This window comes from Streptomyces sp. JH002, assembly GCF_050916115.1.
GTDB classification, from domain to species: Bacteria; Actinomycetota; Actinomycetes; order Streptomycetales; family Streptomycetaceae; genus Streptomyces; species Streptomyces xiamenensis.
Genome location: NZ_CP087989.1, coordinates 3790812 through 3810953, shown reverse-complemented (window position 1 = coordinate 3810953; position 20142 = coordinate 3790812). Strand labels below are relative to the sequence as shown.

The window sequence follows — 20142 nt, the reverse complement described above, 5'->3', positions numbered from 1 at the left end:
CCCCGCCGGTCCGGGTCCTGGTCATTCCTCGTCGCCCTTCGTCGTGGTCAGCGGGAGGAGCACGGTGGCCAGCAGCCGGGGCACCCGGTCCCCGCCGGGCTCGTTCGCGAGCAGGGGCCGCACCAGTTCGCCGAATCCCTGGGCGAACCGCGCGAACTCCTCGTCGGTCAGGTGCAGCACCGTCTGCTGGTATCCGGCGCCGTCGGCGGCCAGGTCGATGTGGTCCCTGGTGAGGTAGCGCGCGTACTCGGCGAGCAGGGTGGAGACGAACGCGGTGAAGTACCGCGCGTGGTCCTGCGGGGAGGCGGCGGCGAGTGCCTCGGGGGACGGGGTGACCCCGCCCTCCGGCAGCGCGTACACGCGTTCCGCCGTCCCCTTGACCCTGCGTTCGTCCACCACCACCAGCAGGCCGGCCTTGGCGAGGGTGGCGATCTGCCGGTACAGCGTGGCCTGCGGCACGTCGGGGAGCTGGGCGGCGAGGCCGGAGGCCGTGTGCCGGCCGCCCGCCACCGCGCCGAGGATCCGGATGCGGACGGGATGGAAGGCCAGCTCGGCCCAGCGTTCTGAGGAAACACTCACGGAACGACGTTATCATTCTCAAGAATGATAACGGTAGGGCCGGGGCGGCCGGCCCGTTCACAACGCGACGAGCGGCTCCGCCTCGTACGCCCGGCGCAGCAGCGCCGTGAAGTCCGGCGCCGCCGGCACGGGGTGCGGCCCGATCGCGTGCACCGGTACGCCGGGGGTCCAGGAGTTCATCACCACCGCCCCCGCCAGCGACGGCACATCGGCCACCGTCACCTCCCGCACCCGCTGCGGCACCCCGAGCGCCGCCAGCCGGCGCCGCACGATGCCCATCGTCGTACCGGTCAGCAACTCGGCCTCGGGCCACACCACCGCCGAGCCGTCCCAGAAGGCCAGGTTCCAGATGGTGGCCTCGCTCAGCCGGCCCCGCCGGTCGGTGAAGGCCGCGTCGTCGAAGCCCGCCGCCACCGCCCGCCGCAGGAAGTACGTCTTGGCCACCTCGCCGACGTGCTTGAGCCCCGGCAGCATCCGCTCGTGCTCCACCGCCATCAGCCGCAGCGGCCCGGCCGGGCCCGTGGACGGCGGCCCGGTCCGCACCAGCAGCTCCGGCTCCGCGCCGTCCCCGTCCGCCGTGAACTCCCCCGCCGCCGAGAACACGGTCGCCGTCAGCGAGACGTCCGCGGGCCCGGCCGCCACCGCGGCCCGCAGCGCGTCCCGCACCCGCTCGTCCGGCAGCGCCCGCCCGAACAGGTGGACGGACGCGCCGCGCAGCCGCTCCAGATGCAGATCCAGGCCCCTGGCCCGGCCCCCGCGCACCTGGAGCGCGGTGAAGTGGGCGTAACCGGCGAAGGCGAGCGGGGCCAGGTCCCCGGCGCTCGCCGCCCGCCCACCACGGTGGACGGCGTGCAGAGAAGAAGAGGTCATGCCCCGGACGGTAGGGCCTGACATCAGTGCCAAGGTCAAGCGGGAACCCGCACCGGGGCTACGCCTTCGGCGCGACCTTCGCCAGCCCGTTGATGACCCGGTCCATGGCGTCCCCGCCGGTCGGGTCGGTGAGGTTCGCCAGCAGCTTGAGCGTGAAGCGCATCAGCACCGGGTGCGACAGCCCCCGGTCGGTCGCCAGCTTCATGATCTTCGGGTTGCCGATCAGCTTCACGAACGCCCGGCCGAGCGTGTAGTAGCCGCCGTACGTCTCCTGGAGCGTCTTCGGGTACGCCCGCAGCGTCAGCTCCCGCTGCGCCGGGGACTGCCGCGCCAGCGCCTGGACGATCACCTCGGCCGCGATCTCGCCGGACTCCATGGCGTACGCGATGCCCTCGCCGTTGAACGGGTTCACCAGACCGCCGGAGTCACCCACCAGGAGCAGTCCGCGCGAGTAGTGCGGCTTCCGGTTGAACGCCATCGGCAGCGCGGCGCCCCGGATCGGGCCGCTCATGTTCTCCGGCGTGTAGCCCCACTCCTCGGGCATGGAGGCGCACCACGCCTTGAGCACCTCGCGCCAGTCCAGCTCCCGGAACGCGCTGGAGCTGTTGAGGATGCCCAGGCCCACGTTGGAGGTGCCGTCGCCCATCCCGAAGATCCAGCCGTAGCCGGGGAGCAGCCGCGGCTCGTCGCCGCGCCGGTCCCACAGCTCCAGCCAGGACTCCAGGTAGTCGTCGTCGTGGCGCGGGCTGGTGAAGTACGTGCGCACCGCCACACCCATCGGGCGCTTGTCGTTGCGGTGCAGGCCCATGGCCAGCGACAGCCGCGAGGAATTGCCGTCGGCGGCGACCACGACGGGGGCGCGGAAGGTGACCTGGCGCTTGTCCTCGCCGAGCTTGGCGGTGACGCCGACGATCCGGCCGGCGGCCCGGTCGTCCTGGATCGGGCCGGTCACGTTGCAGCGCTCGAACAGCTGGGCGCCGGCCTTCTCGGCCTGCCGCGCGAGCAGTTCGTCGAAGTCCTCGCGGCGCCGCACGAGTCCGTAGTCGGGGTAGGCGGCCAGCTCGGGCCAGTCCAGCTGGAGCCGGTGCCCGCCGCCGATGATCCGCAGGCCCTTGTTGCGCAGCCAGCCGGCTTCCTCGGAGACGTCGATGCCCATGCCCACGAGCTGCTTGGTGGCGCGCGGGGTCAGTCCGTCGCCGCAGACCTTCTCCCGGGGGAAGGAGGTCTTCTCCAGCAGCAGGACGTCGAGCCCGGCCTGGGCGAGGTGGTACGCGGTCGTCGAGCCGGCCGGTCCGGCTCCGACGACGATCACATCAGCTGAGTGTTCGGAAGCGCTTGCATCGATGTCAGCCACGGTCGGCTCTCCCCATCGGTCCGGGTTCGGCGGCTACGAGTCTATGAGCGGATCTGAGGTCGGGCAGGTCGGAACGGTCGGACACAGTCAGGCGGCGGCGGGCTTCGTCCCCCGGTGCAGGGCGACGATCCCGCCGGTGAGGTCGCGCCAGGCCACCCGCTGCCAGCCGGCTTTCTGCAGCAGCGCCGCGAGGGCGGGCTGATCGGGCCAGGCACGGATGGACTCGGCGAGATAGACGTACGCGTCGGGGCTGGAGGAGACCTTTTCGGCCACCGGCGGCAACCCCCGCATCAGGTACTCCGTGTAAAGGGTGCGGAACGGCTGCCAGGTGGGGTGGCTGAATTCGCACACCACCACCCGGCCGCCCGGCCGGGTGACGCGCAGCAGTTCACGCAGCGCCGCGTCCGTGTCCTGGACGTTGCGCAGCCCGAAGGAAATGGTCACCTTGTCGAACACATCGTTCTGGAACGGCAGCCTGGTGGCGTCCCCCGCGGTGAACGGCAGCCAGGGCTCGCGCCCCTTGCCCTCGTTCAGCATCCCGATGCTGAAGTCGCACGGCACGGTGTACGCGCCGGCCGCGGCGAAGGGCAGGGAGGAGGTGCCGGTGCCGGCGGCGAGGTCCAGGACCCGCTCGCCGGGGCGGGCGTCGACGGCGCGGGCGACGGCCTTGCGCCAGCGGCGGTTCTGGCCCAGGGCCAGCACATCATTGGTCAGGTCGTACTTCGCGGCCACCGCGTCGAACATCGCGGCGACTTCACTGGGCTGCTTGTCCAACGTGGCACGGGTCACCGTCCCATTGTCGCGGGTCGCGATCCGTGGTGGCGGGCAGGGTCCCCCGGGTGTCGGACACCCAGGCCACCGGAGTGATCAACGTGTTGTAGCGTCATCGCCGATGCCTTCCGTAGACCGAACCATCCGCCGTGCCGGCCGTGCCGTCCTGAGGCGCCGCAGGCTCCAGCGGCGCAGACGGACGGTCGCCCTCTTCGCCGCCGCGGGCCTCGTCCTGCTGGTCGTCCTGGGCATGGGAGCCCGGCTGTTCCTGGACGGCGACGCCGGTACCGGGCAGGACCCGGCCGCCGCTCCGCCCCCGGCGGAGGAGCCGGAACCCGCCCCGGACCAGGACGAGGAGCCGGGGTCCGGCGCGGACGCCGAGGAGGAGCCGGAGCAGGACGAGACACCGGACGTGCGGCCGATCGACATCCCGTCCACCGGGCCCGGCACCTTCCGCACCGCCCCGGCCACCGGTCACCGGGTCGGCGAGGGCACGGTGCGCCGCTACATGGTGCAGATCGAGGACGGCATCGACCTGGACCCGGTGGAGACCGCGCAGGAGATCGAGACGATCCTGGCCGATCCGCGCGGCTGGACCACCGACGGCATCAGCGCCTTCCAGCTCGCCGAGGAGGGCACGGTCGACTTCACGGTGAAGGTCGCCACCCCCGGCACGGTGGACGACATCTGCGGCGAGTACGGGCTGGACACCGGCGGCGAGGTCAACTGCCAGGTGGGTCAGACGGTGGTGGTGAACCTGCTGCGCTGGATGGAGGGTTCGCCCCAGTTCCCCGGGCCGGTGACCGAGTACCGGGCGCTGATCATCAACCACGAGGTCGGCCACCGGCTCGGCCACGGCCACGAGGGCTGCTCGGCGGAGGGCGCCCTGGCCCCCGCGATGATGCAGCAGATCAAGGGTCTTGACGGCTGCGAGGCCAACGCCTGGCCGTACGACGAGGACGGCACGTACATCAGCGGCCCCCGGGTCCCCTGACAGGCCCCCTGTGGGGGAGCCACCCGGTTGACCGGTTGACGGCGCCTTACGCCGTTCGGTGGATTTGGGGCGGATCGAGGCGAAGTGCGGGTCCCTGCCCCACTAGCGTGACGTGCCGGTTCCGTATCGCTTCTTCCTATCCGAGCAGGTGGAATTCATGGGTTCCCACTCCCGCCCCTCCCGTCCCGTGCTGCGGCTGGCCGCCGCCACCGCGGCCGCCACGGGGGCCGTTGTCGCCGCCGCCGGCGGCGCCTCCGCCTCTCCCACCACCGACAACATCGGCGCGGCGCTGGCCGGCACCCAGACCGCGCTGACCTACGGCCTCGCCGGCCCGCTCGACCTCCAGCTGAACCCGCTGGCGGGCACCGTGGCCGATCCGCTGACCAACGGGGTGGACACCCAGGTCGCCGACTTCCAGCCGGTGGGGACCACCACCTTGACGCAGCCGCTCTCCGAGGGCGCGTCGACCAACGATCTGCTCGGCGGGCTCACCGCCCCCGTCACCTCGCTGCTCGGCGGACTCCCACTGCTCGGCGGCAACTGACCGGTCCGCGCGAAGCGGCAGGGCCGGTGGCCGCGCCGGGCCCACGGCCCGGGGCAGCCACCGGCCACCCGCTAGCGGGCGTCGAGCAGCTTCAGCTCGGGGTGGGCCGTCCCGCCCTCGATCGCGGTCGAGGACAGGTGGGAGACCACCCGGTCGTCCACCGGGTCGTTCGCCGGGTCCTCGTGCACCACCAGGTGCTCGTACGTCGTCGCCCGCTGCGCCGGGACGCGGCCCGCCGAGCGGATCAGCGAGATGAGTTCGAGCCGGTTGGAACGGTGCTTGGCGCCGGCCGAGGAGACCACGTTCTCCTCCAGCATGACCGACCCCAGGTCGTCCGCGCCGTAGTGCAGCGTCAGCTGACCCACGTCCTTGCCGGTCGTCAGCCACGAGCCCTGGATGTGCGCCACGTTGTCCAGGAACAGCCGGGCGATCGCGATGAGCCGCAGGTACTCGAAGATCGTGGCCTGGGTGCGGCCCTTCAGGTGATTGTTCTCGGGCTGGTAGGTGTACGGGATGAACGCCCGGAAGCCGCCCGTGCGGTCCTGCACGTCGCGGATCATCCGCAGATGCTCGATCCGCTCGGCGTTGGTCTCGCCGGTGCCCATCAGCATGGTGGACGTCGACTCGACCCCCAGGCCGTGCGCCGTCTCCATGATCTCCAGCCAGCGCTCCCCCGACTCCTTCAGCGGGGCGATGGCCTTGCGCGGGCGCTCCGGCAGCAGTTCGGCCCCGGCGCCGGCGAACGAGTCCAGGCCGGCCGCGTGGATGCGCCGGATCGCCTCCTCGGCCGACACCCCGGAGATCCGCGCCATGTGCTCGATCTCGGAGGCGCCCAGCGAGTGGATCACCAGCTGCGGGAAGGCCGCCTTGATGGCCGAGAAGTGCTGCTCGTAGTACTCGACGCCGTAGTCCGGGTGGTGCCCGCCCTGGAACATGATCTGGGTCCCGCCCAGTTCCACCGTCTCCGCGCAGCGCCGCAGGATGTCGTCCAGGTCCCGCGTCCACACGTCCTCGCTCTTGGGAGCGGCGTAGAAGGCGCAGAACTTGCAGGCGGTGACGCAGGCGTTGGTGTAGTTGATGTTCCGCTCGATGATGTACGTGGCGATGTGCTCGGTGCCCGCGTACCGCTTACGGCGTGCCGCGTCCGCCGCGCGCCCCAGCGCGTGCAGCGGAGCGCTGCGGTAGAGCTCCAGCGCCTCCTCCGGAGAGATCCGGCCACCGTCGGCGGCTCGGTCGAGCGCGGACTTGAGCTGAGCACTCAGGGCCATGGAGGGCGTCCCTTCGGCGGGCGGAGACAGGGGTGGGCAATTCCGGGAGCCAGCGTACGCCAGGGGCTAACCCGGACGATTGAGCACTCCCTGTGCCCCGCTGTCCGGGTGCACGCTGGTATAGCGCAGCACCTGCCCCTCGCCGTCCAGCCGCAGGACCATCCGGAACTCCTCGGTCACACAGGTGCCCCGGGTGGACTGCTCGGTGTCCAGCCGCGCCTCGAAGACCGCCTCGTTCCCGCTGACGGAGGTCAGGGTCATCCGGTCCACGCAGGTGGAGATGCCCAGGACGTCCTTGGTGGAGGCGACGCCGGTCTCCTCGCCGACCGCGCCGCCTTCCATGGTCAGCGTCATCCGGCCGCCGGGGATGCCGATGTCCAGGGTCAGATCGCCCTGCCACTCCCCCAGGAATCCCTCGGGAAGTTCCCGTGCCACCGGTTCGCGCGGGCTCTCCTCGACCACCGGGTCCCCGGGGTCCGCGGCGCCGTCCGTGTCCGGGCGGGTGAAGGCGTACACGCCGGCCCCGGCGAGCCCCAGCACCAGCACGGCGGCGAGCGCGGCCCGCAGGACGCGCCGCGGCCGGGGCGGTACGGGCGGCGCCGGCGGGAGGGCGGGGGCGGGGGCGGGCACCGGCAGCGGGATCGCCGGGCCGAAACCGGGCGGCACGGCGGACGGGGAGGACGCTGCGGCGGGAGCGGACGCGGGAGCCGGTACGGGTGCGGCCGCGCCCCCGTCCGGCTGCGGCGCCACATCCAGGTCCAGGTCGAGCAGTTCGACGGCCCGCCGGCCGATGCCCTCGACCACCTCGGGCGGCAGCCACCCGGCCCGCACGAGGGGCGCCGCACCGCCGTCCCCGGCCAGCGCCCGCGCCACCTCCCCGGGCGAGGGCCGCGCGGCCGGCTCCTTGGCCAGCATCGCCGCCACCAGAGGGCGCAGTTCCTGCGGGATCCCGGCGAGCGAGGGCGCCTGGTGCACCACCTGGTACAGCAGCTGGGTCAGCGACTCCCCGGGGAACGGCGGCCGCCCGGCCGCCGCGTACGCCAGTACCGCGCCCAGCGAGAACACATCCGTGGCCGGGCCCACCGCGCCGGAATCCCCGGCCTCCGCGCCCAGCACCTGCTCGGGCGACATGTACGCGGGCGAGCCCAGCGAGACGCCGGTGGCGGTCAGTTCGCCCGCCGCGTCCACGGCCCGCGCGATCCCGAAGTCGATCAGCCGGGGCCCGTCCACCGCGAGCAGCACGTTGGAGGGCTTGACGTCCCGGTGCACCAGGCCGTGCCCGTGCACCGCGACCAGCGCCTCGGCCAGACCCGCGCCCAGCGCCCGTACGGTGCGCACCGGCAGCGGCCCCACCTCGCCCACCGTGCGCCGCAGATCGGGCCCGGCCACGTAGCCGGTGGCCACCCAGGGCAGCTCCGCGTCCGGGTCGGCGTCCAGCACCGGCGCCGTGAACGCGCCGCTGCCGCCCACCAGCCGGGCCGCGGCCACCTCACGGGCGAAGCGCGCCCGGAACCGCTCGTCGACGGCGAACTGGGGGTGCACCACCTTCACCGCGACCGTACGGCCCCCGGCGCTGCGGCCCAGGTACACCCGGCCCATGCCGCCCCGGTCCAGGCGGCGCAGCAGCCGGTACGCGCCCACCACGGGCGCGTCGTCGCTCGCCAGCGGCTCCACCGTCGGTCCTCCCCGTCCCTGTTCTGTCCCCGTACGTGCGGCGCCCGTCAGCCGGGCGTCAGCAGCCGTACCCGGTCCGCGCCCGCGAAGCCGATCCGGCGGGCGAACTCCCGGGCCCCGCCCAGCTGCCGCTCGCCGAAGCGGAAGTCCAGCGTGGTGAAGTACCGCTCCAGCACGGTGGCGTCGAACGCCTCCCAGCGCGCGGCCTGCTCGGCGACCTTGGACACCTCGGTCAGCGACAGGTCACGCGAGGCGAGGAACGCCCGGTGCACCTCGCGCACCGTCGCCTCCTCGCGTTCCAGGTAGTCGGGGCGCACCGCCCAGACCGCGAACACGAAGGGCAGGCCCGTCCAGTCGTGCCACATCTGGCCCAGGTCGTGCACCTGGAGCCCCAGCCGGGGCGCGTCGTGCAGGGCGGCGCGCAGCGCGGCGTCCCCGATGAGGACGGCGGCGTCCGCCTCCTGCATCATCAGCCCCAGGTCGGGCGGGCAGGTGTAGTAGTCGGGGGTGACGCCGAACCGTTCGGCGAGCAGCAGCCGGGCCAGGCGCACGGAGGTGCGGGAGGTGGACCCGAGGGCGACGCGCGCCCCGTCCAGTTCCTCAAGTGGCTTCTGGGCGACGATCACGCAGGACATCACCGGGCCGTCGCAGCCCACGGCGATGTCGGGCAGGGCCACCAGTTCGTCGGCGTGCCGCAGGTACTCGACGAGCGTGACCGGTCCGATGTCGAGGTCCCCGGCGACCAGGCGCTCGCTCAGCTTCTCGGGGGTGTCCTTGGTGAGTTCCAGATCCAGCAGCGTGCCGGTCCTGGCCAGGCCCCAGTACAGGGGGAGGCAGTTCAGAAACTGAATGTGCCCGACACGGGGACGGGTCCGGGGGTGTGTACTCACTCCTGTGAGGGTACGCCTGGTGTCATGCGAGCCGGCCGCGAGTTGCGATTCCCCCCGACGGGGGACTTCCATCCTTCCGGTCGTGCACACAGCGTGCTACGCTCGCAGCAAGTTGCAGTTTGGTTTCCCTTGCAGTACGAGCCTGCGGAGCATGTAACCGCAGGCTTTCGTCGTTTTCAGACTTCTTGCAGGTTCTGGAGCAGGGCGACCCTTATAGGCCCAGGGAGGGCTTATGGCTACCGGAACCGTCAAGTGGTTCAACGCCGAGAAGGGCTTCGGCTTCATCGCCCAGGACGGCGGCGGCCCCGATGTCTTCGTGCACTACTCCGCCATCAACGCTGCCGGCTTCCGCTCGCTTGAGGAAAGCCAGCAGGTGACCTTCGACGTCACTCAGGGTCCGAAGGGCCCGCAGGCCGAGAACGTCACCCCGGCCTGATCCGCCGCCCTAGGGCGTCGAATTGAAGTACCCAAGGAGCCCCCGCCATCGGCGGGGGCTCCTGCCTTTCCGGGAACCCGCGTCCCGGCACCGGCGTCCTGTCATGTGTGCGACAGAAAAAGCGTTCCGCCCACCCCGCACTGCCCCCGGAAGCGGGGACCGGCCGGCTGATGACGGCCGTGTTCACCGATGTCCTTTTCGCACTTATGGGGGGCCTCGTCCTGGCCCGGGGATTGTTCCCGGATACCGATGGCCCGGGTGAATTCCTGGCGGTACTGGCGGCCGTGGCGCTCGGCCTATCCTTCGCCAATCATGTGATTGTGGTCCGTCTCTTTCGAGCGAGCCTCGGAAAGCTGCTGTGGGGTCTGCGGATGGTCCGCGTGACCGACATCGGACGCCCGCGTGTGTTCCAGTCGGTACGCCGTTGGCTCGCCGGTTACTTTCTCTTCATCCTCGCGATGCTGCTGGAGGACGGCGATGTCCTCGGCGAGGCCTGCGGGGTCCGCACGGTGCGCCGCCGGGACCTACGCTCTTAGCTGAATCGGCCCGTCCCGCACCACGCGGCCGGCCCCGCCGCGACCCGCGCGCCCCCGGGCCGCGCGTCGTTCACCGCTGCCGCCGCTCGTACAGGGCCTCGATCTCGCGGGGGTGGTCGCGCAGCACCGCCGCCCGGCGCAGGGTGCCGGCCGGGGTCAGGTAGCCGGACGCGACCGTGAAGGGGCGGGGCAGCAGCCGGAATCGCTGGATGCGTCCGGCGTCCTCCACCACCCGCTGGATGTGGCGCAGCAGTTCGGGGTCCTCGGCCATCCGCTCGGCCGCCGCGGGGCGGCGGCCGGCGGCCCGCAGCCACTGGGTGAGCCCTTCGGGGTCCAGGGTGAGCAGCGCGGTGAGGTAGGGGCGTCGGTCGCCGACCACCACGCAGTGGCCGATGAGCGGGTCGGCGCGTACCGCCCGTTCCAGCGGTCCGGGGACGAAGCGCCCGCCGTCCGCCGTGGTGATGAGGTCCTGCTTGCGTCCGTCGACGGTCAGATAGCCGTCGTCGTCCAGCGTGCCGAGGTCGCCGGTGGGCAGCCAGCCGCCGTTGCCGGTGACGGGGCGGATGCTGCGGGTGCGGGAGTCCCAGTAGCCGCTGCATATCTGGCCGCCGCGCAGCAGGATCTCGCCGTCGTCGGCGATGCGCACCGCCGTACCGGGCAGCGGCCAGCCCACGGTGCCCAGGCGCGGGGCGTGCGGTGGGGCGAGCACGGCGGTGGCGGCCGTCTCGGTGAGGCCGTACGCCTCGTGCACGGGAATCCCGGCGCCCTCGTAGAAGGTCGCCAGGGAGTCGCTGAGCGGGGCGCCGCCGCTGATCACGAAGCGGACCTCGCCGCCCAGGGCCTCCCGCACCCGCCGGTAGACGGTGGGCTCGTACAGCGAGCGTCCGGCGCGCAGGCTCAGCCCGGGACCGTCGCCGGTGCCGTGCTGTTCGGCCCGCACGGCGGCGCCGATCCGGCGGGCGAGCGCGGCGCCGCGGTCGAAGGCGGCGCCGCGGCCCGCCTCTTCGGCGGCGGTGCGGGTGGCGTGGTGGACGCGTTCCAGCAACTGCGGGGTGGTGACCAGGAAGCTGGGCCGGAAGCCGGCCAGGTCGGGCAGGGCGTCGCCGGGCGCGTGCCCGAGCCGGATGCGGGCGCGGACGCAGCTCAGGGCGACGGTGCGGCCCAGCGCGTGGGCGAGCGGCAGGGTGAGCAGGGTGGCGGCCGGCCGGTCGGTCAGCGAGCGGTGGATCGGGTAGAGCAGCTCGATGGCGTTGTCGATCCTGGTGAACAGGTGGGCGTGGGTGAGAACGCAGCCCTGTGGGAGGGCGGCGGTGCCCGAGGTGTGGGTGAGGGTGGCGATGTGTCCCGGGGTGAGCAGCCGGCGGCGTTCACCGACGGCGGAGTGCGGCAGGGCCCGGCCGGCGGCGGAGATCTGGCCGATGGCGCTGGATTCGCTGCCGTGGATGGCGGTGAGCTGCCACAGGTGTTCCAGGTGCGGGAGTTCGGCGCGGATGGCGGTGAGGGTGCGAGCCTCCTCCACGCCCTCCACGGCGCAGGCCCGGGCTCCGGCGTCCCGCAGGATCCAGCTGACCTGGCGGGCGGTGGCGGTGGGGTGCACGGGCACGGTGATCAGCCCGGCGGCCCAGGCGGCGAAGTCGAGGAGGGTCCACTCGTACCGGGTGCGGGACATGATGGCCAGCCGGTCACCGGGGGCCAGGCCGTGGGCGATCAGGCCCTTGGCGACGGCCAGCACCTCGCCGGCGAACTCGGCGCAGGTGACGTCGTACCAGGTGCCGTCGCGGTGCTTGCGGCTGAACGCGACGGCGTCGGGGGCCTGCTGGGCGTTGACGAACGGGATGTCCGCGAGGCTGCCCTGTTCGACGGCGGGCACCAGCGCGGGCAGTGAGGCCTCGACGACGGCGCCGTGCGCGCGGCGCAACCGGGGACGGATGACGGCGGGGGGTGGTGCGTGGGGGTCTTGCGGTGGCGTCATGGGCACTCCCGGCACGGTGCGGCGGTTCTCCGGGATTCTGCCCGCCCGCGTGGCGCCGTGACCGGCTCCTTCACCGGACCGGCACGCCTTTGTCCGGCGGGGCGGCGGTCGTACCGGCACACATCCGCCCAAGGGCGGGGGAAGGTCGGCGCGATCACAGCGTACCCACGGCTCTCTCCTTGCCATGGGCATGGTAGCCCTGCCCGGAGGGCTCCCGGTCCCGGAAGCGGACGACGCCGCCCGCCGCCTCCGGAGCGGAGGGGGCGGGCGGCGTCGAAGGCGGCGGGCCGGGGGCTAGGCGGTGGCCACCGCCGGGCCCGAGGGCTTCGCCGAGCGGGACGCCTCGGAGTCCTCCCGGTCCACCTCGTTGATGTCGAAGCTCTTGGCGTTGTCGTACGCGTCCCGGTCCAGGATGTTCTCGCGGGCCGCGACGATCACCGGCACCGCGGCCTGGCCGGCCACGTTCACGGCGGTGCGGATCATGTCCAGGATCGGGTCGATCGCCAGCAGCAGGCCGACGCCCTCCAGCGGCAGCCCCAGGGTGGACAGCGTCAGCGTGGTCATCACGGTGGCGCCGGTGAGCCCGGCGGTGGCGGCGGAGCCGATCACCGACACGAACGCGATCAGCACGTAGTCCTGGACGCCGAGGCTGATGTCGAAGATCTGCGCCACGAAGATCGCGGCCAGCGCCGGGTAGATCGCGGCGCAGCCGTCCATCTTGGTGGTGGCGCCGAACGGCACGGCGAAGGAGGTGTACTCCTTCGGCACCCCGAGCCGCTCGGTGACGCGCTGGGTGACGGGCAGGGTGCCCACCGAGGAGCGGGAGACGAAGGCCAGCTGGATGGCGGGCCAGGCACCGCGGAAGAACTGGATCGGGTTGAGGCCGGCGGTGAAGCGCAGCAGCAGCGGGTAGACGCCGAACAGCACCAGCAGCGAGCCCACGTACACGTCGATGGTGAAGGTGGCGTAGTCGCCGAGCAGGTCCCAGCCGTAGTTGTTGATGGAGCGGCCGATCAGCCCGAGGGTGCCCAGCGGGGCGAGCCGGATGATCCACCACAGGGCCTTCTGGAGCAGCGCCAGGGCGGTCTCGCCGAAGGTGACCAGCGGGGCGGCCTTCTCACCGAGCTGGAGCGCGGCGATGCCGACGGCGGCGGCCAGGAAGACGATCTGGAGGACCTTCAGCTCGGTGAAGGGCGTGATCACGTCGGTGGGGATGATGCCGGTGAGGAAGTCCAGCCAGGAGCCGGAGTTCTCGGGGGCCTGGCCGTCTGCGGCGGTCAGCGCCGAGCCGGAGCCGGGGTTGGTGATCAGGCCGATGGCCAGACCGATGGCCACGGCGACCAGGGAGGTGATGAGGAACCACAGCAGGGTGCGGCCGGCCAGCCGGGCGGCGTTGGAGACCTTGCGGAGGTTGGTGATGGAGACGGCGATGGCGAAGAACACCAGCGGGGCGACGGCCAGCCGCAGCAGCTGGACGAACCGGCCGCCTATCTCGTCCAGGGTGCGGGCCAGCCAGTCCACCTCCCAGTTGCGGGCTATCCAGCCGAGCAGCACACCGGCCACGAGGCCGATGAGGATCTGGGCCCAGAACGGCGGCAGGGACAGCCGGGATCTGGTGGGGGTGGAGGCCGGGCCTGCGGGCTCGGCGGAGTCCGCGGGGGAGGACGGGGAGGACACGGGCACACTCCGGTCAAGGGATGACGTCTCGGGATGGTTCGGGGCAGGGAGATGCCCCGGGGGCACACAGCAGGAAGGATCGTCGCGGGGCGGCCGGAAGGCCAGAGGGCCGGCGACGGAAGAATCAGCTGCAACAGGCCGCGGTGGGGCGGCGGCACAGATCGATGTGCAGGCGCGCGACAAGAAGCACCCCGTGCAAGGGGCGCGGCGCGGCTGCTGTGTTCATGTCCATCACGGTAGCACCAGGACGCCGTGACGCGGCTCACACCGGCGTTCGCCGGGAGCACGGGCGGCGCCCATGACGGCGGAAGGGCCGGGAAGGGTGAACGGACCGCGCGCGGCGGGCCGGGCGGGCTCAGGCGGAACGGGCGGCGTCATCCGCGTCGTCTTCCATACCCTGGTTGCTGCGCAGCTTGCTCATCGCACGGTCGACCCGGGGGGCCACCTCCTGCGACATGGCGTCGCGCTGACCGCGCAGCAGCACGAAGCTGAGCGGGGCCGAGACCAGCATCGACAGCAGCAGCAGCCACAGCGGGTTGGCGGCGCCGAAGCTCTCCGGGATGACACCGACGTAGGCGAGGACGGCGACCACCACGAAACAGCCGGCGAAGATCGCCAGCCGCAGACCCGTATAGCGAAGCGTCGCGCTCTTGGTGCTGCTGCTCACGGTGGGGACCCTTTTCCTGCGTTCTCTGCGTTTGTGCGTCGTTGGCCGTTCCAGTCAAGCACACGGCCGGCGGCCCTAGGTCAGCGGCATCCACATGGTGATGTCGTCGCGCAGCTCGCCGCCTCCGACCGCGATCGCGTCCGGGACCCGGCCCACCTCCTTGTAGCCGCAGGAGGCGTAGAAGCGTTCGAGGCCCATGCCGCCGCGGCAGGTCAGCCGTATCGCGCTGATCCCGCCGAAGCCGCGGACCGCCTCCGCCACGGCGCCCATCAGGTCCCGCCCGGCCCCGCCGCCCTGGACGTCCGGGCGCACCATCACCGTCTTGAGCCACACCCAGTGGCCCATCAGCGGGTGGCCGGTGTGCGCGATGAACGCGGTCGCCGCGGCGGTGCCGTGCTCGTCGACGCCCAGCAGCAGCCGGGTGCTGCCGGCGGCGACGCCGGTCAGGTGCCGGTCCAGCTCGGGCAGGACGTCGGCCGGGCCGATCCCGGGCGGAAAGCCCACCGCCCCGCCCGCGTTGACCACGCCGGCCCACAGCCCGGCCAGCTCCCCGCGCAGGGCGGGGGTGATCTCCGGATCGAGTACGTACCTCACCGCGGCGATCCGCCCCTCACACCCGCATCGGCTGCGGCGACTCGCGCCGCCCCGCGTCCGGGCCGTCGTACTCGCGCACGATCTCGTACCGGGTGTTGCGCTCCACCGGGCGGAACCCGGCGTCGCGGATCAGCTCCAGCAGGTCCTCGCGGGTCAGCTTGTCCGGGGTGCCGAAGTTGTCGGCGTCGTGGGTGATCTTGTACTCCACGACCGAGCCGTCCATGTCGTCCGCGCCGTGCTGGAGGGCCAGCTGGGCGGTCTGCACGCCGTGCATCACCCAGAAGACCTTCACGTGCGGCACGTTGTCGAACAGCAGCCGGGAGACCGCGAACGTGCGCAGCGCCTCCGCGCCGGTGGCCATCGTGGTGCGGGCCTGGAGCCGGTTGCGGATCTTGCCGTCCTTCATGTCCACGAAGTCGTGCTGGTAGCGCAGCGGGATGAAGACCTGGAAACCGCCGGTCTCGTCCTGGAGCTCGCGCAGCCGCAGCACGTGGTCCACCCGGTGCCGGCGCTCCTCGATGTGGCCGTACAGCATGGTGGCCGGGGTCTTGAGCCCCTTCTCGTGCGCCAGGCGGTGGATGCGCGACCAGTCCTCCCAGTGCGTGCGGTGGTCCACGATGTGCTGGCGGACCTCCCAGTCGAAGATCTCCGCGCCGCCGCCGGTCAGCGACTCCAGACCGGCGTCGATCAGCTCGTCGAGGATCTCGGACGCGGAGAGGCCGGAGATCGACTCGAAGTGGTGGATCTCGGTCGCCGTGAACGCCTTGAGCGACACCGTGTCCGGCAGCACTTCCTTCAGCGCCCGCAGCGACCGCGGGTAGTAGCGCCACGGCAGCGACGGGTGCAGCCCGTTGACGATGTGCAGCTCGGTGAGCCGGTCGCCCTCCATGGCCTTCGCCAGCCGCACCGCTTCCTCGATGCGCATGGTGTACGCGTCCTTCTCCCCCGGCTTGCGCTGGAAGGAGCAGTACGCGCACGAAGCCGTGCACACATTGGTCATGTTGAGGTGACGGTTGACGTTGAAGTGGACGACGTCGCCGTTCTTCCGGGTACGGACCTCGTGCGCCAGATCACCCAGCCACGCGAGATCGTCCGCCTCGTACAGGGCGATGCCGTCCTCCCGGGACAGCCGTTCCCCCGCACGCACCTTCTCCTCAAGGTCCCGCTTGAGCCCCGCGTCCATCCCTCGCGCCTCCTCGCCTCGACCACGGTGGGCGGTCCGTGGCACGCACGCCCGTACGTACCCACGCACATCACCCATTGACCCTACGCCTGACCCCCGACAGGCAGTTCCCCGACCCGGTTCTCCCACTTCGTGGAGAGCACGATCGTGGTGCGCGTGCGGGAGACACCCTGGGTCCCCGAGAGCCGCCGGATGGTGCGTTCCAGGCCGTCCACGTCGGGGGCCCGCACCTTGACCATGAACGAGTCGTCGCCGGCGATGAACCAGCAGTCCTCGATCTCCTCCAGCTCCTTCAGCCGCCCCGCGACGTCCTCGTGGTCCACCGCGTCCGACAGCTGGATCCCGATCAGCGCCGTCACCCCCAGACCCAGCGAGCGCGCGTCCACCGTCGCCCGGTAGCCCGTGAGGACCCCGGCCGCCTCCAGGCGGTTGATGCGGTCGGTGACACTGGGCCCCGACAGGCCCACCAGGCGCCCCAGCTCCGCGTACGAGGCGCGTCCGTTCTCGCGCAACGCCTGGATGAGCTGCCTGTCCACCGCGTCCATCGTCACAGAGCCTTCCTCATCACCTGGTCCGGTCGATGTGCACAGATGAATCTAAGGCATACGAGCCCGGTGACCTTAACTGTGCCCGTCCAGCCGGGCGGCCGCCCCCAGCTCTCCATCCCAACGGCGGTACAGCGCGTGGGGCACCCCGGCCGCGTCCAGCACCCGCCCGGCGACGAAGTCCACCAGTTGCTGAAGGTCGCGCGCCCCCGCGTAGAAGGCGGGCGAGGCCGGGGCCACCACGGCGCCCGCCTCGTCCAGCGCGACCAGATGGCGCAGCGTCGGCCCGGTCAGCGGGGACTCGCGCACCGCCACCACCAGCGGCCTGCGCTCCTTCAGCGTCACCGAGGCGGTCCGCTGCAGCAGGTCCTTGGAGAGCCCGAGCGCCACCCCCGCCACGGCCGCCGTCGAAGCCGGCACGATCAGCATGCCCTTGGCCGGGTACGAGCCGGAGGAGGGCCCCGCGCCCAGGTCGCCGGCCGGCCAGTACCGCACGGCGTCCCCCGTCTCCACCGTGAAGACGCCCGGCTTGCCGTCGGCGCCCTGCTCCAGCCAGCCGGTCAGATCCGCCCGCCAGTGCGCGTCGCGGAACGGCGCGCCCGTCTCGTCCAGAAGGGTGAGCCGGGCCGCCCGGCTGACCACCAGATCCACCGCCTCCCCCGCGGCGAGCAGCGCCCGCAGCACGGCGGCGGCGTACGGAGTGCCCGAAGCCCCCGACACCCCCACGATCCAGGGGCGTCGCCCACTCGTTCCGGCGCTGCTCGGCATGGGTCCGAGCGTAACGAACCGGCCCGCGGGAGCTAACAGTCCCCTTACCGGACGGTGACGCCTTCGCCACAGAAGAGTGCCTGCGCGCTCCTGCGGTGCCCGCCCCATGGAAACTGGAGGCGCACCGAACCGCACGGCCCGCACCACCGTCCCCCCACCCGTACGCCCCAGGAGCCCGACATCGATACCCCGCGACGCACCGTACTGCGCCGGATGGCCGCCCTCGGCGGGGTCGCCGCGCTCGCCATCAGCACCGGCGGCTGCACCCTGATCCAGCAGGCCCAGACCGGGCTGACCGTCAGCGGCGCGGCCGATCAGCTGCTCTCCTGGGAAGGGCTGTCCCTCCAGGCCACGCTCGACGCCACCCCCGATGAGATGTACGACTACCTGCTGCGGATGGCGTCGCGGGACGGCGGCCCCGAGCCGTCGATGGACGAGGCGCGGCTGCTGGCCGACATGGAACTGCTCGCGGTGATCGGCGACCCGGAACGCGAGATCCGGATGAAGGACCGCGAGAACGCCGACCCGCTGGCCGGCGCCGTCGCCCTGAACTTCGGCGGCCTGGACGCGGTCGGTGTGAAGAACATACTGGGCAGGACGTTCGTGCGGGTCTCGGTGGACACCGTCGTCCGCGACGTCTACCAGGGCGACGAGGCCGCCAACGCCGAGGCCGCGTACTTCCTGCGCGACGCCGGGGCGCTGCCCGACTCGCTGCGGGTGGCGCGCGGGGCGCTGCGCGGCGAGTGGGTGGAGATCGACCCGTACCAGTACGACGGGTACGCGCGCGCCGTCAGCGAGCACACGGTGCTGGGCGAGCGCGAGGCCGAGGTCTTCGCCGCCGCGATGTCGGACGGCGGCAACACGCTGGACCCGGCCGGGCAGTGGCGGTTCGCCGCGGACCTGGGCTCGGCGCTGCGCTCGGGGGCGACCCTGCGGCCCGCCGGGCAGGAGCGGGGCGCGGACGTGGTCGAGGTGCGGCTGCCGGCCGGGCAGGCGCAGCGGGCGCTGTCCCCGCTGCTGACGCTGCTGACCGAGCAGGGCGCGCGGTTCGGGCTGCCGCCGGTCTTCCATCCGCCGGCCGACCCGGACGAGGAGGTCAGCGCGCGGCTGGCGATCCGCAACGGCGTGCTGAGCGAGGTCACCTTCGACCTGGGGCAGTTCGGCGGCGCGGGCGCCGGCGAACTGCCGCTGCGGATGACGCTGACCGGCGGCTCGGCGATCGGGCTGACCCCGCCGCCGGAGAACCGGGACGTGCTGACCCCGCAGGACCTCACGGTGGCCCTGATGTACCTGGAGACGCAGCGCGAGATCCGCGCCGAGAACCCGGAGCGGGCCAACATCCCCGGCCCCCTCCAGCCCTAGGCTGGTCCGACGGGTCTTCGTCGGGCGGGGAGCCCCGCGCACCGGGTAGGAGTTACGGAGTACGAGGCACGCATCAGCAGGGAGGGGACACCATGCCGTACGGAGGAACCCGCGGCCGGCGCGCGCTGGCCGCCGGGGCGCTGATGCTGGCCTGGCTCGGGCTGCTGTGGATCCTGGCCGCCGCGGACGGCGGCGACCCGTACTGTCTGCCGTTCGACTACGACCCGCCGCTGGTGTGCGACTACGGCATCGAGCCGCGCGACACCGGCGGGCTGCTGGACATCTATCCGGCCGCGTTCCTGCACTTCGGCTTCGATCATCTGGCGGCCAACAGCTGGCCGCTGGTCATCTTCGGCTTCCTGGCCGCGCTGCGCGGCATCGCCCGCTTCCTCGCCGTGTCGTTCGTGATCATCACGGTCTCGGGGCTCGGCGTGTGGCTGACGGCCTCGGGCGGCTCGATCACGGCCGGCGCCTCCGGGGTGGTCTTCGGCCTGTTCGGCTATCTGCTGGCGCGCGGCTTCGTGGAGCGCAACGCGCTGGACATCACAGTCGGCCTGACCGTCTTCCTGCTGTACGGCTCGCTGCTGTGGGGGGTGCTGCCGACCCAGAACGGGGTGTCCTGGCAGGGCCATCTGTTCGGGCTGCTGGGCGGGGTGGCATCGGCGTTCTGGCTGCGCCGGGGCGACCGCGCGGGCACCCGGCCGCGCCGCCGATCGGTGTGGGACCGGCGGGGGCTGACGGGGCCGCCACCGGGGCACCCGGGGTGACTACAGTCACATCATGAGCATCGACATCGTCAATCCCGCACTGAACGACTATCTGCTCGACCACGCCACCCCGGCGGACGACGTGCTGCGCGAGCTGGCGGAGGAGACCCACCGGGTGCTGCCGCGCAATGCCGGCATGCAGGTCAGCCATGACGAGGGCACGTTCCTGACGCTGCTGGTGAAGATGACCGGCACGCTGCACGCCGTGGAGGTGGGGACCTTCACCGGCTACTCCTCGATCTGCATCGCGCGCGGCCTGGCGCCGGGCGGCCGGCTGCTGGCCTGCGACGTCAGCGAGGAGTGGACCGGGACGGCCCGGCGCTACTGGGAGCGGGCCGGGGTCGCGGACCGCATCGACCTGCGGATCGCGCCGGCCGCCGAGACGCTGCGGGCGCTGCCGCGCGAGGAGTACCTGGACTTCGCCTTCATCGACGCGGACAAGACCGGCTACCCCGTGTACTACGAGGAGCTGCTGTCGCGGCTGCGGCCGGGCGGGGTGATCGTGCTGGACAACGTGCTGCGCGGTGGCCGGGTGGTGGATCCGGCGGCGCGGGACGAGGCGGATGTGGTGATCCGGGGGCTGAACGACGCGATCGCGGCCGATGAGCGGGTGGAGAGCGTGCTGCTGCCGCTGCGCGACGGGGTGACGGTGGTCCGCAAGCGCTGACCGCACGACAAGCCGGACATATAT

Annotated in this window: 21 protein-coding genes; 7 read left to right on the top strand and 14 right to left on the bottom strand. The window is 72.4% G+C overall.

Features of this window, described 5'->3' with window-relative positions; genetic code table 11:
- Positions 1–21 precede the first annotated feature (21 nt).
- The 4 genes from H7827_RS17315 to H7827_RS17300 all read right to left on the bottom strand — a co-directional run bounded on the left by H7827_RS17315 (position 22) and on the right by H7827_RS17300 (position 3592).
- Positions 22–579 (bottom strand): helix-turn-helix domain-containing protein, encoded by a 558-nt coding sequence (locus H7827_RS17315; RefSeq protein WP_432746352.1) that lies wholly within the window; start codon positions 577–579, stop codon positions 22–24.
- A 57-nt stretch (positions 580–636) separates the two neighbouring features.
- Positions 637–1449 (bottom strand): aminotransferase class IV family protein, encoded by an 813-nt coding sequence (locus tag H7827_RS17310; RefSeq protein ID WP_432746350.1) that lies wholly within the window; start codon positions 1447–1449, stop codon positions 637–639.
- A gap of 58 nt (positions 1450–1507) precedes the next feature.
- A complete protein-coding gene (locus tag H7827_RS17305; protein WP_030736608.1) occupies positions 1508–2794 on the bottom strand; it encodes a geranylgeranyl reductase family protein in 1287 nt (428 codons plus the stop codon).
- 96 nt (positions 2795–2890) lie between these two features.
- Positions 2891–3592: a demethylmenaquinone methyltransferase gene (locus tag H7827_RS17300; protein ID WP_200366418.1), complete on the bottom strand. Its 702-nt coding sequence runs from the start codon at positions 3590–3592 to the stop codon at positions 2891–2893.
- Positions 3593–3695: 103 nt separating this feature from the next.
- Between H7827_RS17300 and H7827_RS17295 the strand changes: the two genes are divergently transcribed.
- The gene (locus H7827_RS17295; protein WP_432746348.1) at positions 3696–4568 is read left to right on the top strand and encodes a DUF3152 domain-containing protein; all 873 of its coding nucleotides are present in this window, start codon (positions 3696–3698) and stop codon (positions 4566–4568) included.
- A 157-nt stretch (positions 4569–4725) separates the two neighbouring features.
- Positions 4726–5112, top strand: a complete 387-nt coding sequence (locus tag H7827_RS17290) for a hypothetical protein (protein ID WP_432746346.1) — start codon at positions 4726–4728, stop codon at positions 5110–5112.
- A 71-nt stretch (positions 5113–5183) separates the two neighbouring features.
- Here the strand turns inward: H7827_RS17290 and mqnC are convergent, their stop codons facing one another.
- From mqnC to H7827_RS17275, 3 genes are all read right to left on the bottom strand, one after another.
- Positions 5184–6380 (bottom strand): cyclic dehypoxanthinyl futalosine synthase, encoded by a 1197-nt coding sequence (mqnC, locus tag H7827_RS17285; RefSeq protein ID WP_200366413.1) that lies wholly within the window; start codon positions 6378–6380, stop codon positions 5184–5186.
- A 66-nt stretch (positions 6381–6446) separates the two neighbouring features.
- Positions 6447–8054 (bottom strand): serine/threonine-protein kinase, encoded by a 1608-nt coding sequence (locus H7827_RS17280; RefSeq protein ID WP_432746343.1) that lies wholly within the window; start codon positions 8052–8054, stop codon positions 6447–6449.
- A gap of 47 nt (positions 8055–8101) precedes the next feature.
- Entirely contained in the window at positions 8102–8944 is an 843-nt protein-coding gene (locus tag H7827_RS17275; RefSeq protein ID WP_432746341.1) for a menaquinone biosynthetic enzyme MqnA/MqnD family protein, read from the bottom strand.
- A gap of 232 nt (positions 8945–9176) precedes the next feature.
- Here H7827_RS17275 and H7827_RS17270 point away from each other — a divergent pair, with 232 nt between their 5' ends.
- On the top strand, positions 9177–9380 hold the full coding sequence (locus H7827_RS17270; RefSeq protein WP_030736632.1) for a cold-shock protein: 204 nt from the start codon (positions 9177–9179) through the stop codon (positions 9378–9380).
- Between the two features lie 170 nt (positions 9381–9550).
- Positions 9551–9916: an RDD family protein gene (locus H7827_RS17265; RefSeq protein ID WP_432746339.1), complete on the top strand. Its 366-nt coding sequence runs from the start codon at positions 9551–9553 to the stop codon at positions 9914–9916.
- Between the two features lie 70 nt (positions 9917–9986).
- Here the strand turns inward: H7827_RS17265 and H7827_RS17260 are convergent, their stop codons facing one another.
- From H7827_RS17260 to H7827_RS17230, 7 genes are all read right to left on the bottom strand, one after another.
- Positions 9987–11888 (bottom strand): AMP-dependent synthetase/ligase, encoded by a 1902-nt coding sequence (locus tag H7827_RS17260; RefSeq protein WP_432746337.1) that lies wholly within the window; start codon positions 11886–11888, stop codon positions 9987–9989.
- Between the two features lie 294 nt (positions 11889–12182).
- Positions 12183–13565 carry a dicarboxylate/amino acid:cation symporter gene (locus tag H7827_RS17255; RefSeq protein WP_432746335.1) on the bottom strand — a complete coding sequence of 461 codons (1383 nt, stop codon included), beginning with the start codon at positions 13563–13565 and terminating at the stop codon, positions 12183–12185.
- Positions 13566–13920: 355 nt separating this feature from the next.
- Complete coding sequence (locus H7827_RS17250) at positions 13921–14232, bottom strand: DUF4229 domain-containing protein (RefSeq protein ID WP_386539339.1); 312 nt, start codon at positions 14230–14232, stop codon at positions 13921–13923.
- Positions 14233–14307: 75 nt separating this feature from the next.
- The gene (locus tag H7827_RS17245; protein WP_432746333.1) at positions 14308–14826 is read right to left on the bottom strand and encodes a GNAT family N-acetyltransferase; all 519 of its coding nucleotides are present in this window, start codon (positions 14824–14826) and stop codon (positions 14308–14310) included.
- A gap of 16 nt (positions 14827–14842) precedes the next feature.
- Positions 14843–16009, bottom strand: coding sequence for an aminofutalosine synthase MqnE (mqnE, locus tag H7827_RS17240; protein WP_030736649.1), 1167 nt, complete (start codon positions 16007–16009; stop codon positions 14843–14845).
- 83 nt (positions 16010–16092) lie between these two features.
- On the bottom strand, positions 16093–16554 hold the full coding sequence (locus H7827_RS17235; protein ID WP_030736651.1) for an Lrp/AsnC family transcriptional regulator: 462 nt from the start codon (positions 16552–16554) through the stop codon (positions 16093–16095).
- A gap of 75 nt (positions 16555–16629) precedes the next feature.
- Positions 16630–17322 (bottom strand): UbiX family flavin prenyltransferase, encoded by a 693-nt coding sequence (locus tag H7827_RS17230; protein ID WP_432746331.1) that lies wholly within the window; start codon positions 17320–17322, stop codon positions 16630–16632.
- 213 nt (positions 17323–17535) lie between these two features.
- Here H7827_RS17230 and H7827_RS17225 point away from each other — a divergent pair, with 213 nt between their 5' ends.
- The 3 genes from H7827_RS17225 (at position 17536) to H7827_RS17215 (ending at position 20118) form a co-directional block, all read left to right on the top strand.
- Positions 17536–18684, top strand: coding sequence for a hypothetical protein (locus tag H7827_RS17225; RefSeq protein ID WP_386539345.1), 1149 nt, complete (start codon positions 17536–17538; stop codon positions 18682–18684).
- A 92-nt stretch (positions 18685–18776) separates the two neighbouring features.
- On the top strand, positions 18777–19451 hold the full coding sequence (locus H7827_RS17220) for a rhomboid family intramembrane serine protease (protein WP_432746328.1): 675 nt from the start codon (positions 18777–18779) through the stop codon (positions 19449–19451).
- A gap of 13 nt (positions 19452–19464) precedes the next feature.
- Positions 19465–20118 carry an O-methyltransferase gene (locus H7827_RS17215; protein ID WP_046723779.1) on the top strand — a complete coding sequence of 218 codons (654 nt, stop codon included), beginning with the start codon at positions 19465–19467 and terminating at the stop codon, positions 20116–20118.
- The last annotated feature ends 24 nt before the right edge of the window (positions 20119–20142 follow it).